Origin of the sequence: Pantoea deleyi (assembly GCF_022647325.1) — a bacterium.
In the GTDB taxonomy this organism is placed as follows: Bacteria; Pseudomonadota; Gammaproteobacteria; order Enterobacterales; family Enterobacteriaceae; genus Pantoea; species Pantoea deleyi.
In genome coordinates this window covers 158824-173678 of the sequence record NZ_CP071407.1, presented here as the reverse complement: position 1 = coordinate 173678, position 14855 = coordinate 158824, and the positions used below count along the sequence as shown (strand labels likewise).

The following is a 14855-nucleotide window of genomic DNA, read 5'->3' as shown; positions in this document are numbered from 1 at the left end:
CAGGATTAAACCATTTCTTACTGGCGCGATTTCTGCGTATAAACAGCCACTCCGACTTAAGTCAAATCCGCGCCCTACAACGCTAGCCCTTTCGCGTTTCGCTTACTGGCAGTACCAGTCATAATCAGAGTAACCATAACCTGCGTGACCGTAACCTTAGAAACCTAATTTTCTTATTCAAAAACAGCAACTTCTCCTGAATAACTTGTTCGCCTATGCTGGCTGTTCACTTATTTACATCAGAAGGATCTGTAATGTTAACGCTCCCCGCATCCTACAGTGCTGAAGCCGTCGAGTGCCTGTATGAAGTGATAGAGAACCTTACGCTGAACGGTGCACGTTGCCAGGTGATCTATGACAGCCAGGCCACGCGTGCCGCCGTTATCGAAGCAGACGCAACCGATGAGTGTGGCGAAATGCGTCATCCGGTACTGGCGGTGCTGGAGATGGAGCGCGTTACCAGTATCAATACGGTGTTGCGGATTAAATCGTTCTGGACAGATTCAGATGGCATGCAGGCGAAGGTGGAACAGGGCAGCCTGGCGAAAGCGCTCTATAAGGCGCTGACGCTGAAGAAGCAGATCACGCTGGTCGGACTGTAAGGCGTTCCCGCACGGGCCGTCAGGCTGAGGCTGGGCGTGCAGGCCGGATCGCATGACAACCGGGCCCTGACCAGCAGCGTGGCACACAGCCCCCACAGCAGTATAAGGATGCCAGCCGTTATGCGACTGATCGGATGCCTGGTGACCTGAGCGACGGTTTTCCGATGTCCACGCATCACCTTTTCAGGAACAAGATGCACCACCATCATGATCCTCAATGGCACAGGAATCAGATCATCAGGCAGGCCGATCACCGGGATAAAGTCGGGGATCAGATCACCAGGTGAGACGGCATAAGCCGCCACCAGCATCGCCAGCCCCTTCACACACCTGGGGTTTCGGGGCTCGCGGGCGGCAAGCCAGACCGTATGCACATCCCGTTTGATGTTTCGCGCCCACGCTCTGGCGTTCGCGACAAACTTTCTGAGCATCTTTTATGCCGTGCTGACGAGGTGGCGGTTTCTGAACAAACCAGGCCAGCCGTATTGCTGACGTGAAGCCCGGCTTACGGCAGCAAATTTAACCCGCCACCTCTCATCCGGATGTCTGCACTTTTCTGCACGCGCCTGATTCAGGACGACGCAGGCGCGTTCAGGCTCAGATACGGAAAGCGTTAACGGTTTCGCGTAAAGAGTGAGCCTGGGCAGAAAGCGACTGGGATGCGGTCGAGGACTCCTCTACCAGCGCGGCATTGTTCTGCGTCACCCCATCCATCTGATTCACCGCAATGCTGACCTGTGAAATCCCCTGCATCTGCTCAGCAGAGGCCAGCGAGATGTTATCCATCGCATCCGCCAGTTTGCCGACCATCGCGTTAATCTGCAGGATGCTTTTACCGGTTCCGTTAGCCACTTCCACCCCACTTTCAACCTGCGCCACCGCCTCTTCAATCAGACTCTTGATATCTCTGGCCGCAGTTGCACTGCGCTGCGCCAGCGTGCGGACTTCACCCGCCACCACTGCAAAACCGCGCCCCTGTTCGCCTGCGCGCGCGGCTTCCACCGCCGCGTTAAGCGCCAGGATGTTGGTCTGGAAGGCGATACCCTCAATCACCGAGGTAATGTCTCTGACTTTTGTCGCGCTGTTGGAGATATCGTTCATCGTGTCTGACATCCGGTGCATATCGTTTTCACCGGAGCGCGCCAGGGAGGCGGTTTCGCGGGCTGACTCCGCCGTCTGCTGCGCCGTGGCGGTGTTACTCTTCACCGTCGCGGTCAGCTGCTCGATACTGGCGGCCGTCTCCTGCAGCGCGGCCGCCTGCTGCTCGGTGCGTGAAGAGAGTTCGGTATTGCCCTGAGAGATCTCATCTGCGGCCATCGCGACAGAAGCGGACGCGTCTTTGATGTGTGACACCAGATCGCGCAGATTGGTCTGCATGCTATCCAGCGACGCCATCAGGCTGGCGCTGTCTCCTTTACGCAGGGTGACGGCGGTCGTGAGATCGCCAGCGGCAATGGCGGCGGCCAGGTGCTGCGCATGCGAAGGCTCACCGCCCAGCTGAGACTTGATCCGGCGCGTAATCAGGGCACTCATCACAAAGCCCATTATCACAAACAGCGTCGTCAGGGCCGCGAGCGTCATATAAACGCCCGATAACGCCTCACTGGAGGTTTCCGCGGTCTTGCCCGTTACCCTCGCCTGATAATCCACCATGCCATTCACGGCAACCCGGTATTGCTCAACCACCGGGATCAATCCCTCGCGAAGCCTGGCCGGGAAAGCGGCCGCATCGGCGCTGAAGAGGGTCTGCGCAGCCTGATTCAGCGGCCCCGCGGCATCTTCAATTTTCTTTAAATTTCCGGAGGCTTCATCCACCTCGGCCAGGTTGATTCCGGGGATGCTTTTCGCGCCGTTAATCAGCGTACGAAAATGCGCAATCGTATTGTCGCTGTTTGACTGCAGATCAAAAAACTGCGTTTTCACCTGCGGCTGCGTCTCTGGAGAAACGGACAATAAAAGTGCCGTCTGCTGCGTTAAGTTATCTTTAAGTGTCTGGAGCGTCTGAAGGTCGGTCAGTCGCGCACGCGTTAATTTCTGCTGATCGCTGGCCGTATTAAGTTTAAATCCGGCAAAGGCGGTCACAAAAACCCCCATCAGAATAACGGTCAGAAATGCGGCATTGAGCATGACGCTTAACTTCATTTTTTTGTGCTGTTTCATGGATAGCCCCGAAGTAAGAAAAAAGGATGCGTTCAGCGACATATCCCTGTCTCTGTTTCGCTGTTACCTGAATTTGTTATCGGCAGCCGAAGCGGGAAAAAGAGTGATTAAACACGCAGATGAAATAAATCTTTTTTATTTGTCAGCGCCGGCGTTAACGATCAGGCTTAATGCGCTGAAAAGACGCGTGATCAGAGGACAGACGCGGGCTGAGCAGCGGCTGTGAAGCGTTGCCCTGAACGGACGGTGCGCGCTGTGGTGTCGGGATCTTTTACAGCGAGGCTGCGAAGCCTCGCGGCATGAGTGTTTATCTGCGCAATGAATATCTGACACTTATGCGCCTTTTCATTTTCCCGAGAAAAAAGCCTTTTTCCGGCGGAATAATCATGCCGCGTATTATCAGGCCATTATCATCACGATTCGCCTTTAATTCAGACCGTGCCTCGCATTCCTCACCTCTCTCTTCCGGCGATTTACTGCCACCCGACTCTGTTTACTGACCCGGCCCTGGTATAAAAACGCCAGACCGCTGATTTATCACATTAAAGAAGAGGCGAATCCTTTCTGATGATGGCGAGAAAAAAGGCATAAAAATTTTCTGAGGCTGTTTTGCTTAAGGTAATCCTAATATCCGGCCGCGATAATTCATTCCATACTGACCTGGAGTGAAAAAAATGCTTAAGACTTTACTCAGATCTCTGCCGCATGATTACGCCCCTTTTTTTCGTGGCCTTCATATTTCCATTGCGCTGTTGATCGCACTGCAGATCATCAATTCAGACTTTATCGACGCCGATGCTCTGAGCGAATCGGGCTGGCCGGCGCTGATGACCTGGTGGCATGCCCTCTCCGGTGCACTGCTGCTGATCCTGGGCCTGATCCTGCTGGCCTGGATGATCGGGCAGCGAGGCATCAGATGGTACTTCAGCTGGGCGTTCGTCGATTTCAGGCAGATCAACGCCGATATCCGTCAGCTGATGCAGTTCACTTTACCGGAATCCTCCCGCGGCAGTATCGCCGCCACGGTACAGGGACTGGGCGTCGCCGCCCTGCTGTTGGTTGCGGCGTCAGGCAGCGCATGGTTTGCCGCAGAAAGGTTGCTGCCCTCGCTGGCGCTCTATTCGGGGCTGTTTCTGCACTGGCATAAATTCCTGACCACCTTCATTGAAACGTACTTTTATGCACATGGGCTGATGGGCGTTGCGCATATGTTCCTGCGCAATAAAAAACAGACCGCTGATTTACGCTCCGCAGAGTAAAGGTGACGCAATGAGAATCACGCCGGAATGTTCGCTGAAATGGGTCGCAGGTGCGTCACAGGTCAATATCGCCACCGATTTTATACGCGACCACTATTCACACCATTTTGATGCCCGACTGACGGTTCTGATGCCGTGGATTCTGATGCTCTGTGACGGAGAGGATAATCTGCTGGCCGCCTGTGGCGTGATGCCAGCGTCCCAGGGCCCGATGTTTCTTGAGCAGTATCTGGACAAACCGGCGGAGGCGAGCCTGCCTGAACACGGGTTCACCAGCGTCCATCGCAACAGCATCGTCGAAGCCGGCAACTTTGCGGCGGTTGATGGGGCGGCTGCCCGCGTCATGTATGCCGCCGTCTGCCTGCTGCTTAACGCCTATCGCTATCAGTACATCATGTTCACGGGCACCCAGAAGATCCGCAACATCTTCGCCAGGCTCCATCTGTCACCCGTGTGCATTTCGATGGCCGACCACGCCAGAGTGGCAGGCGGAGAAGCCACATGGGGGCGCTACTACCAGCACCGGCCTCAGGTCATGGCGGGCGATCTCGCTGGCGGACAGAAAGCGCTGGCAGGCAGTTCGCTGCTTCTCAATCTTTTTGGTGAATTACCCCCGGCCCCCTGGGACGTGCAGCAGGAGAACCTTCGTCATGCTCATTGAAACCCTTGATCGTCATGCTAACAGCCAGCCCGATGCCGTGGCGCTGGTCAGCACCGCGCGAAGCTGGACGTGGCGCGAATATGAACAGGCTGTTTCTCTTCTGGCTGCTGAGCTGCAGCAGGCGGGCGTTCAGCGACTCGGTCTGGCGCTGGAAAACGGACCGCGCTGGATCATCGCCGATCTCGCCTGTTTAAAGGCGGGCATTGTCTGCGTGCCCATTCCGGCATTCTTTTCGCCGCAGCAGCGCTCGTGGGTGATCGGCTCAGCGGGCCTCGACGCCATTCTGAGTGAGGCGTCACCGGCTGAGGGTGAATCCGTCCCCGTTTCCGCTGGCCAGTTGCAGCGCTTACCCTGCACGCACCAGCCTGAACTGCACCGGGACACGGTCAAGATTACCTACACCTCCGGCACCACCGGCCAGCCAAAAGGCGTCTGTCTGCGGCAGCGCGGGATTGAGTGGACCGCCTCGGCGCTGGCAACGGCGATGGCCCCGCTGGCGCTGGCGCGTCATCTGGTCGTCCTGCCTCTGAGCACGCTGCTGGAGAATATCTGCGGCGGTTATGTGCCGCTGCTGCTGGGCGTCACCACGGTGATCCCCGCCGCCTCCGAGGTTGGCTTTACCGGTTCGAGCCAGTTCAGCCATGAGGTGTTCGCCGGCGCGCTGCTGCGCTGGCAGCCGCAGAGCCTGGTGCTGGTGCCCGAACTGCTGCGCGTGCTGAGCTTCCTGCACAGCCGGATGCCGTCCGTCACTGCCGCGCTGAAGTTTGTGGCGGCGGGCGGCGGCAAAGTGGCCGTCGGTCTGCTGAACGCAGCCAGAGAGGCGGGCCTGCCGGTCTACGAAGGCTACGGTCTTTCCGAGTGTGGTTCGGTCGTCACCCTGAATCTGCCCGACAATGTCCAGGCGGGCAGCACCGGCCGCCCTCTGCCCGGCGTGGATATCAGCTTCGACGCCAGCGGCAGCCTGCTGGTGGCAAGCCCCGGTAATGCCGCGGGCTATCTGGGCGAAGCGCCGTTCGGCACGCGGGTTAACACCGGCGATCTGGCGGAGCGTGACGCCTCAGGCTTTATCCACATTAACGGACGCGCGCGCAACGTGCAGATCACCGCTTTTGGCCGCAACTTCTCGCCGGAGTGGATTGAGGCAGAGGCGATGAGCTGCGGTGCCGTCCGGCGCATCGTTATGTTCGGCGAAGGGCTGCAGCGCAACGTGGCCCTCATCCACGCGATGGAGGGCATGGAGTCCGCCGCCCGTGAACAGCTGCTGGCGTTGTCCGCCGCATTACCGGATTACGCACGCCCGCACCACCTGATTTTTACCCCGGTCATTTCATCACCTGAGCTGCTGACCGCCAACGGACGCCCGCGTCGCGATGCGATCTTGACGTTGATGAAGCATCAAATACTGAACTGTGAGGAGTACATCTGAATGGCCTTTTATCAGCAATTACAGGATCAAACAGAACAGGCACGCAACGCAATGTTAAGCAGCGTTGTCATCGAACAGAGCGCCCAGGGTAACGTGACGCGTGACATGTATATCGCCTTTCTCAGCCAGGCCTTTTATCACGTCAGCCATACCGTTCCCCTGCTGATGAGCGCAGGCAGCCGCCTGCCCGCCGAGAAAGAGTGGCTGCGGGCGGCGCTGGCTGAGTATATCGAAGAGGAATATGGGCATCACGAATGGATCCTGAACGACATCCGTGCCTGCGGGGGCGATGCGGAAGCGGTACGCAACGGCGCGCCCGGACGGGCCATTGAGCTGATGCTCGCCTATCTCTACTACCGTATTGAGCGCATTAACCCGCTGTGCATATTCGGGATGGTGCATGTGCTGGAAGGCACCAGCGTTAACATCGCTACGCCGATTGCGGAATCGCTGCAGCACGCGCTGAAGTTACCGGAAGAGGCGACAACTTATCTGCGGTCGCACGGTGCGCTGGATCTGGAGCATCTGAAGTTCTTTGCCAGCCTGATGGACAAAGTCACCGATGCGCGCGACCAGCAGGATATCGTCCATACCGCTAACGTCGTCTACGCGCTTTACGGCGACATGCTCCGTGCTCTTGCTGAGGTACCTGATGGAACTGCGCAATAAAAATGTGGTGCTGACCGGTGCCAACGGCGGGATTGGTCAGGCGCTGGCTCTGCGCCTGGCCGCGGCGGGAGCCTGCGTCTGGCTGGTGGGCCGCAACCACAGCGAACTGGAGAACCTGCGTCACCGGATGCAGGACCCCGATCGGCATACCGTGTTTGCCCTGTTTGACTACAGCGACGATGAGATCCTCTCCCTCGGCAGCTGTTTTGAGGGCGGGCGGCAGCTTGACGTACTGATTAATAACGCCGGCACCAGTCGTTTTGCGCGGCTGGAACAGCAGAGTTTTGCGGATATTCGTGAGCAGCTGCGCGTCAATGTGGAGATCCCCCTGATCCTTACGCGCGCGCTGATTCATCAGTTCAGTACCGGCGGCACCATTGTGAATGTGGGATCGATTCTGGGCGAGCTGGGTCATCCGGGCTACAGCGTCTACTGCGCCTCAAAGGCAGCGCTGCATCGCTTTTCGGAATCGCTGGGCCGCGAGCTTGCGGCAACCGGCGTGAAGGTGTTGTACGCCGCGCCCCGCGCCACGCGGACCGGGCTGAATTCGGCAGCGGTGAACGCCATGAATGCCGCGCTGGGTAACCAGAGCGACACGCCGGAAGAGGTCGCCCGGTTTATTACGGACACGCTGATCCAGGGTCGCCGCCGGGCCAGAATTGGCGTGATGGAGGGCATCTTTGTGCGTGTCAATGCGCTCTTTCCTGCGCTGGTTGACCGGGCGCTGCTTAAAAAACTGCCGGTTATCAATCGTTTTCTACAGTCGGACGCTTCAGCGGAGATAAAATAAATGAAACCTCTATTCGCACTGTTAACGCTGTCGCTGACAGCCCTGCCCGGCCTCGCGTCGGCGGAAACGCCACTCTCTTCTCTGCAGAAAGCGTGGTCAGTGTGCCAGTACCGCACGCTGGAAAACCAGAAACAGAGCTGCCTGAGCGATCTCAGCCAGCAGGCCCATCGCGTTCAGGGGCGTGACAGCGATCCTGAACTGCTGATCTGGAGCGCAATCATCGACAGTAGCTGGGCGGGCGCAAAAGGCGGCCTGGGCGCGCTGAGTCTGGTCAAACAGGCGAAGGCCGATCTGGAAAAGGCCATGGCGATTAATCCGCAGGCGCTGCAGGGCTCGGCCTACACCAGCCTCGGCGCGCTTTACTATCAGGTGCCGGGCTGGCCGGTAGGTTTCGGCGATAATAAAAAAGCCGAAGCGATGCTGCAGAAAGCCCTGGCGATCAACCCGGACGGCATCGATCCCAACTATTTCTATGGCGATTTCCAGCTCGAACAGGGCAATAAAGCGCTTGCCAGACGCTATCTGGATAAGGCGCTGAAAGCCGCTCCACGTCCCGGACGCGAAATTGCTGACAGCGGCCGACATGCCGACATCCAGCGCGATCTGAAAAAACTGGATTAACCGCTGACAACGCCCCTCTGTCGGCTATAGTAACGATCCTCATCCTGACGTTCCCGTACAGAAAACAGCGGCCGGGATGAGGTTCGCACAGTGCCAGCCCTGCGGCATTCCCTATCCGATCTGAAAGGAACAGGCTTTTGATACACGGAGAATCGCACAAGATTTCGCGCTCTGGCTGGCTGCGGGCCGCCGTGCTGGGTGCCAATGATGGCATTGTGTCCACCGCCAGCCTGCTTACGGGCGTGGCCGCCGCCAACAGTTCCCCGCACAGTATTTTACTGGCCGGGGTAGCGGGTGTCGTCGCCGGAGCTATGTCGATGGCGACCGGAGAGTATGTCTCCGTCTCGTCACAGGCAGATACCGAACGCGCGGCCATCGCCGAAGAGCAGGCCGAACTGGAAGAGAACTATCAGGCTGAAACCCATGAACTTGCGTCGATTTATGTTCATCGCGGCCTGAGCCGGGAGTTAGCCCACGAGGTCGCTACCGCCCTGATGAAACATGATGCGCTGGACGCCCATACCCGCGATGAACTCGGCATCTCAGATACTTCTAGTGCGCGGCCCCTTCAGGCGGCGCTTTTTTCGGCGGGGAGTTTTACGCTCGGCGCGGTGATTCCGTTTGCGGCGGCGCTGCTGCTTCAGGGCATCGCCGGGATCGTGATTGCGGCCCTGCTTGCCCTGATCATTCTGGGTGCCGTCGCCGCCCGGGCAGGAGGCGCGCCGGTGCTGCGCAGCGTTATCCGCGTCAGCTTCTGGAGCAGCCTGGCCATGGCCTTATCGGGCGTCACCGGCGCGCTGTTTGGGCATTTCGCGGGCTGATGCGCTGCGATAACGCAAGAGAAAATCAGCGCGAAAAGCGCTGAAATGGGCGGTGAAACAACCACTCAACAGATGATACCGGGCGTCTCTGCACGTCGATAAGCTCAGGCCGATGCAGGGCGCATCCAGCTAAGCGTGAGTGACTCGCTTCCCGCCTCCTGAAGGATGCAATTCTCCCCTTTATTGTCTTTTACGCGCTATTCCTTAAACGGAAATACTGCGGATTTTAAGCGATCTTCAGTCTGTGATATTGCGACGCTAACGATGCATAGAGGTATGCCGTTCGTTTATGGCAAATCCTGGTTTTATGGGGGTCCGCTTTGTGGCAGGAGCGGACGTTTCAGCTTACTCGAAAAAATAGTTTTTTTAAGCCATAGGATCTGTCGATTTAGCAAAATTCCTTTAATTGATGGTGGATACATTCTGGTGCTATAAAGAAGTTCAAACGCACCACTATCAGGTTAAAATGCGAATTAAAAATCTAATGGATCACCCTGATTATCTCCATGCAACAACGGAACTACTGTTTAATGAATGGTCACACCTGCCTTCCTGGGCAGGACTACAACAAATTCGTACCCGTCTTATTGAGCGTAATGCTACCGATAGTAGGCAATTCACCTTAGTGGCTTTAGATGCACAGAACACAGTGGCTGCTGCCGGTAGCCTCATCTGTTATGAGCTTAAAGATGTTCCGGCGCGCATTTACTGGTTGGGAGAGGTGATTACACGCTCAACTCATCGAGGTCAGGGGATAGGCTCTGGACTGATTAAACGCATTAGTGAGTTAGCTGCTCAGCAAGATATTACAGAACTTTGGCTTTACACTCCTGATAAGCAGTCTTTATACAAAAATTTAGGATGGGTAGAGCAAGAGCAACGTGTAGTTGCTGGTGAATTGGTAACAGTTATGGTTCGGAAACTGACGTGCCAATGACTCATTTCATCACATGATCTGTGAAATTAAGTAAACCACCCGCTTGAAGTTGCTACTTCAGCAAAATCGCTGTCTGCTGCAGAAATTGTCAAGGTTCGCCTCTCGCTCAAAGCGGACTGACATGTCTCAACACATTACCACTGCTTTTAACAAGCTGAACGACGTTGCCTGAACATGTTTTGGATATCGTCGTCAGCAGGCAAGCCACGCAGCAGTGCGACAGCAGAATTTAATAATTACAATATTCTAATACGATTTAATAACAGAATCAGAATAAGGCCGGCGAACCGGCCTAAGGCATTATCAGATAGCGCAATAAACGCGCGCTTCACGTGGTGTGTAGATACCAAACGTCACCACGCTCAATAAGCCATTAACAAACGTTTGTTGCACTTCAACCCGACTAACTTTTTCCTGGCCGCCGCACACCTGAGCCGCATCAATGCTCTTACGCTGACCGATACCTGAAACAAAGAATGGCTGACTGGTGGTTTTCGTAGCCGCGCCAACTTGATTCTGTTTCATTACGAAAGTTTGCTGCGCACAGCCGGTTAAACTCAGAGCTAACAACGCAGCAACACAAAGCTTGTTCATAAATATCCTTATCACCTAAAATAAAAAAATGCTGAGTGAATCATCACTAAGCCAGCAATCAGGTTATCGGCAACGAAAGCGGAAACATGAGAAAAATTTCAAGTAAGCCTGCCAGATACGTTTTGGTTATCAGATACGTTTTGCTTAATAGTACAGCAATAAAAAAACTCTATACAGCAGGCGCTTTTAATGCTTACCGCAGCGATTCAGCTAAGCTGAGTTAAATCGTCTATGACTTTTTTACGTCATTAAGAAAAGTTTTTTTGAATGCGGACTGTTCTTCTCGCCTGCCGCACGACCAAATCTCTATTCAAGCTTATGCAGCAGCGATTTATGCTGATCTGCTCCCTGTTAACTCACATAGCATGACCTGAGCAATGTCTTTTGTTCGCTCAAAGCCGGTCGTTAGTACTACCGTTCACTGTTTGCTAAAAGCGGAAATATCTTTCATATACTGAAAACCGTATACGCTATGCGTGGACACAAGCACCTGATATTTTATTGTAATAATCAGCCTGAATTATCATTTACTGGCAATATTTTTCGTTAAGTTCATTAAATGACCTCAATTGTAAATGATACTCATTAGCCAGGTATGCATTATCACTTGTATATATTATGGGTCGGCGTGAGTATTTGACATTCAATATCAAGTGATATGGCTCAGCAGAGATAAACCGGGCACCTAATTTTTTATTTATTTTTGTTCGACCAGAAATGATTCCGCATACATAACTAACCCCCTCAAATTCATGAGTACTCATTTCGGAGAATGATATTGGCTTCGAAAAATCAATATCGCTATCACAATAACCTAACATTATTTTTTTATTATTTTCATTTGAAGGGTTTTTAGCTAAAAGCTCCTTGAATAAATCACAACTTGCCGATGAAATCGCTACTCTTTCAAGGAAATTAATAACATTCTGTTGAATTTCATTGTATTCAATATTTTCCTGACCATATGAAACCTGAGTTATGGCTGTCAGAAATAACGCAGACAAAACCAAACTTCTCATGAGCCTTCCTCCGTGAATGGATATCCATGTTTACATCGGCAAAAACACCTGACTTTGATGGCCAGTTATTTCCTACCACATTAGACGCTAAGATTATCTTGTGTTGCAATCAATCTCAACCTGCCCGCTATTCGCTGTGGGTTCAACTGATGGAAACAATACACTGATTGAAACACGCTGCAAGTAATTCATAGTTTGGTATTTTCCCGGCCTCACGTTGAGCTGTCTGGCGACGATGTTAAGTCTTTGATGGCTGTAAACCGGTAAGTCAGCTCCTTTTTAAAAACACGGTCTAAAAAAACTTTTCGTACTTCCATCTGAGCCGCATTGCCTGGGATATCGAGTATGGCAGAAATAAACCTGAATGTTTGTGGCTACAGTAAAGGAATCGAAGAGAGAAATTTTGATGTGGCCTTGTTTCAGGGAAGGAACGCGACAGAATGTATTTCTTTATGCCCTGTCGGCAGCCCGCGACGGCACAGAGGGCTTATTAAAATAATCGCCCGTCACGGTGCATCATTTGTAGCGTCGCACTTTGAGTGATTGCCCTCGTCCTGTCCGGCCAAAACTCAATTGACAGGACGCTTGCAGCGACGTGACGTAGCTGCTTAAAAGAGGATCTCAGACCGTGCTGCCAAGCTCTTCTGAAATGGCGCGGGCGGTCGCGACTACTTTATCCATCAGGTTTTTCGCGCCAATCAGCTGCAGCTTCGCTGTGGGTAGTGAGACCGAAACGGCATAGGGCACGCGCTGCTGAATATCGAACACGGGCGCCGCGATACAGGTCACGCCCAGTTCATTTTCTTCACGATCCATCGCGGTGCGCTGGACAAGAATATCTTTCAGTTCCTGCTGCATCTCAGGCAGCGTGGTGATGGTGTTTCTGGTGAGCGGCTGAATAGTCTCCTGGTGGCTCTGCCAGTACTTCAGCAGGTAATCTTCGCTGCCCCAGGCCAGAAAGATTTTGCCCATGGCTGAACAGTAAAGGGGCATATGCTGACCAATATAGGCTCGGGTGCGCATCATGCCTGTCGTGGGTTCCAGCTTATTAATCAGCACAACATGGTCATCTTCACGGCTGGAGAAGTTTACGGTTTCGCCCACGTCCAGATTCAGTTTTTCCAGATGCGGACCCGCGACGTGAATAATATTGAGTGACGAAAGCGCCTTCTGACCCACCGAAATAAACTTGGTGGTTAAGCGATAACTGCCAGGCGAAGGGGCCTGAGTCACGTAACCACTGCTATGCAATCCCTGTAATAGCCGATGTACGGTGCTTTTGTTCATTCCGGACAGCTCAGCAAGCTGGGCCAGCGGACAACCGTTAGGATAATTACTCAGCAACTCAATTAAATGCAGACCACGAAATAGGCTCTGTGTCCCTGATGGCTTTTCGCTCTTCGTATCCTTTTCTTTATCCATTTTAACCGCCATCCACCTCTCCTCTCCGTTTCTTACAGCCTGAACGCGCTAAGGCGTGATGTTAACCCATGACCTGCATGCTGGGAATCTTAAGCTTTTTTAGTGTGGCTGGACACGCCTGTTACGTCATCGCAGAAGTGCGCCATCCATCACAAATTCAAAACAATATTTTAACCTGCTGTTTCTGTTGAATAAATAAACGGGTGCCTTCTTTGCTTTTCCTCTGCGGCAGGAATAGTATTTTTTGGAATGCTATTTCACATGTTGAAATCAGCGGTGAGCAGCCTCTGCTCCTGCTGCCAACAAACATCAGGCGTTACGGGAGGCAGGAATGCAACCTCATCCGGATAAACCGGTTCTTTCACTCAGCCACATCACGAAGCGCTTCGGCGGTAACGCTGCGGTCAATGATGTGAGCCTGGATGTCTACCCAGGCGAAGTGGTGGCGCTGTTAGGGGAAAACGGCGCAGGCAAATCCACGCTCATCAAGGTGCTGGCTGGCGTATACACCAGCGATGAAGGTCAGATTACCTTTCAGGGCAACGTCACAGCATCCGCCGCCGCGTTGAAAACGGCAACGACGCAGCCGATCGCCTTTATTCATCAGGATCTTGGACTGATTGAGTGGATGACCGTGGCGGAAAATATGGCGCTGGTGATGGGATTCAGCCGCCGTTTCGGTCTGGTTAACTGGCGTGCGGTGCGTGAACGTGCACGACTGGCGCTGGAAGAAGTCGGCATTCAGCTGGACCCCGATGCGCGCGTCTTTGAGCTGTCACGCACGGAGAAGTCGCTGCTGGCTATCGCCCGCGCCGTGGCGGTGAACGCCGAAGTGCTGGTGCTGGATGAACCGACCGCCTCGCTGCCCGCTAATGATGTGCGTCATCTGTTTGGGGTGATTGAACGCCTGAAAAGCCGCAACGTCGGCATGATTTATGTGACGCATCGCCTGGATGAGGTGATTGAAATTGCAGACCGCATCTGCGTAATGCGGGACGGTAAGCGCGTAGCGGAGGGCGTGACGGCAGATTACCGGCTGCACGATCTGGTCGAAATGATTGTGGGCGAAGCGCTGGAAAGCAACCAGCGCCTTGCCCTGCCCGAATCGCGACCGCCTGTTCTGACGCTGGACCAGGTGTGTATCGATGAGGTCGGCCCGGTCTCTTTCAGCCTGCAACCCGGCGAGATGCTGGCGCTTGCAGGGCTGCGCGGTGCCGGTCAGGAAGAGATTGGCCGGATGCTGTTCGGGCTGAAGCAGACCACCCGCGGTCAGGTGATCTTCCGCGACAAACCCTGCCACTCGCGCACCCCGCGCGAAGCGATGGCCGCAGGCATCTCATTTGTGGCGGGCGATCGCACCGGCGAAAGCCTGGTGATGTCGATGAGCGTGCGTGAAAACCTGTTTATCAATCCCTGCGCCAGCGGGCAGCGGCTGCTCTCTCATTACGGCCGCCGCGCGGAGACAGGCGCCAGCTGGTGGAAGGTCCAGCTGTTCGATGTGCGTCCCAAAGATGTGAACCTGGATATCAGCGCCCTCTCCGGCGGCAACCAGCAGAAAGTGGTCATGGCACGCTGGATGCATCTCAATGCGCCACTGCTGATTCTGGAAGATCCCACCGCGGGTGTCGATGTCGGCGCACGCGAAGAAATCTATCACCTGCTCAATAAGGCCCTGGCGGAAGGCGTAGCGGTGCTGGTGATTTCCAATGACCTTGAGGAAATCGCGCACATCTGCAACCGCGCCCTGGTGTTTAACCGGGGTCAGGTGGTCGGTGAACTGAAAAATGAACAGGTTACCTTTGCCGGTTTACTGGAGCTGGCCTCCGCCAGTTCTGCGGCTCCCTTAGCTACCGTCTGAACAGGCCGTCAGGAGA

The 14855-nt window shown here is 54.5% G+C and carries 15 protein-coding genes; 10 read left to right on the top strand and 5 right to left on the bottom strand.

The annotated features are described in order from the left end of the window. Positions 1-254 precede the first annotated feature (254 nt). The gene (locus J1C59_RS20090) at positions 255-602 is read left to right on the top strand and encodes a hypothetical protein (RefSeq protein WP_128084753.1); all 348 of its coding nucleotides are present in this window, start codon (positions 255-257) and stop codon (positions 600-602) included. Here J1C59_RS20090 and J1C59_RS20085 read toward each other — a convergent pair. Further along, positions 554-913 carry a YkvA family protein gene (locus tag J1C59_RS20085; protein ID WP_242281413.1) on the bottom strand — a complete coding sequence of 120 codons (360 nt, stop codon included), beginning with the start codon at positions 911-913 and terminating at the stop codon, positions 554-556. The genes J1C59_RS20090 and J1C59_RS20085 overlap by 49 nt on opposite strands. 286 nt (positions 914-1199) lie before the next feature. Further along, on the bottom strand, positions 1200-2762 hold the full coding sequence (locus J1C59_RS20080; protein ID WP_128084751.1) for a methyl-accepting chemotaxis protein: 1563 nt from the start codon (positions 2760-2762) through the stop codon (positions 1200-1202). 674 nt (positions 2763-3436) lie between these two features. On the opposite strand from J1C59_RS20080, the gene J1C59_RS20075 reads away from it, so the two are divergent. From J1C59_RS20075 to J1C59_RS20040, 8 genes are all read left to right on the top strand, one after another. Next, positions 3437-4021 (top strand): cytochrome b/b6 domain-containing protein, encoded by a 585-nt coding sequence (locus J1C59_RS20075; protein WP_128084750.1) that lies wholly within the window; start codon positions 3437-3439, stop codon positions 4019-4021. Positions 4022-4031: 10 nt separating this feature from the next. After that, positions 4032-4682, top strand: coding sequence for a thermostable hemolysin (locus tag J1C59_RS20070; protein WP_111140167.1), 651 nt, complete (start codon positions 4032-4034; stop codon positions 4680-4682). Beyond that, positions 4672-6108 carry an AMP-binding protein gene (locus J1C59_RS20065; protein WP_140917100.1) on the top strand — a complete coding sequence of 479 codons (1437 nt, stop codon included), beginning with the start codon at positions 4672-4674 and terminating at the stop codon, positions 6106-6108. The genes J1C59_RS20070 and J1C59_RS20065 overlap by 11 nt, the downstream gene beginning before the upstream one ends. After that, positions 6109-6777, top strand: a complete 669-nt coding sequence (locus tag J1C59_RS20060) for an iron-containing redox enzyme family protein (protein WP_128085359.1) — start codon at positions 6109-6111, stop codon at positions 6775-6777. Beyond that, on the top strand, positions 6761-7567 hold the full coding sequence (locus tag J1C59_RS20055; RefSeq protein WP_111140170.1) for an SDR family oxidoreductase: 807 nt from the start codon (positions 6761-6763) through the stop codon (positions 7565-7567). Before J1C59_RS20060 ends, J1C59_RS20055 begins: the two co-directional genes overlap by 17 nt. Continuing rightward, positions 7568-8188, top strand: a complete 621-nt coding sequence (locus J1C59_RS20050) for a tetratricopeptide repeat protein (RefSeq protein ID WP_128085358.1) — start codon at positions 7568-7570, stop codon at positions 8186-8188. It begins immediately after the preceding gene. 137 nt (positions 8189-8325) lie between these two features. Then, positions 8326-9009, top strand: a complete 684-nt coding sequence (locus J1C59_RS20045) for a VIT1/CCC1 transporter family protein (protein ID WP_128085357.1) — start codon at positions 8326-8328, stop codon at positions 9007-9009. A gap of 409 nt (positions 9010-9418) precedes the next feature. After that, on the top strand, positions 9419-9946 hold the full coding sequence (locus J1C59_RS20040; RefSeq protein ID WP_339329386.1) for a GNAT family N-acetyltransferase: 528 nt from the start codon (positions 9419-9421) through the stop codon (positions 9944-9946). Positions 9947-10249: 303 nt separating this feature from the next. Here J1C59_RS20040 and J1C59_RS20035 read toward each other — a convergent pair whose 3' ends face one another. The 3 genes from J1C59_RS20035 to J1C59_RS20025 form a co-directional block, all read right to left on the bottom strand. Next, positions 10250-10540 (bottom strand): Bor family protein, encoded by a 291-nt coding sequence (locus J1C59_RS20035; protein WP_009089453.1) that lies wholly within the window; start codon positions 10538-10540, stop codon positions 10250-10252. A gap of 527 nt (positions 10541-11067) precedes the next feature. Beyond that, positions 11068-11559, bottom strand: coding sequence for a hypothetical protein (locus J1C59_RS20030; protein WP_128085356.1), 492 nt, complete (start codon positions 11557-11559; stop codon positions 11068-11070). A gap of 621 nt (positions 11560-12180) precedes the next feature. Continuing rightward, positions 12181-12993, bottom strand: a complete 813-nt coding sequence (locus tag J1C59_RS20025; protein WP_128085355.1) for an IclR family transcriptional regulator — start codon at positions 12991-12993, stop codon at positions 12181-12183. A 319-nt stretch (positions 12994-13312) separates the two neighbouring features. Between J1C59_RS20025 and J1C59_RS20020 the strand changes: the two genes are divergently transcribed. Continuing rightward, positions 13313-14839 carry a sugar ABC transporter ATP-binding protein gene (locus tag J1C59_RS20020; protein WP_128085354.1) on the top strand — a complete coding sequence of 509 codons (1527 nt, stop codon included), beginning with the start codon at positions 13313-13315 and terminating at the stop codon, positions 14837-14839. Positions 14840-14855 lie beyond the last annotated feature (16 nt).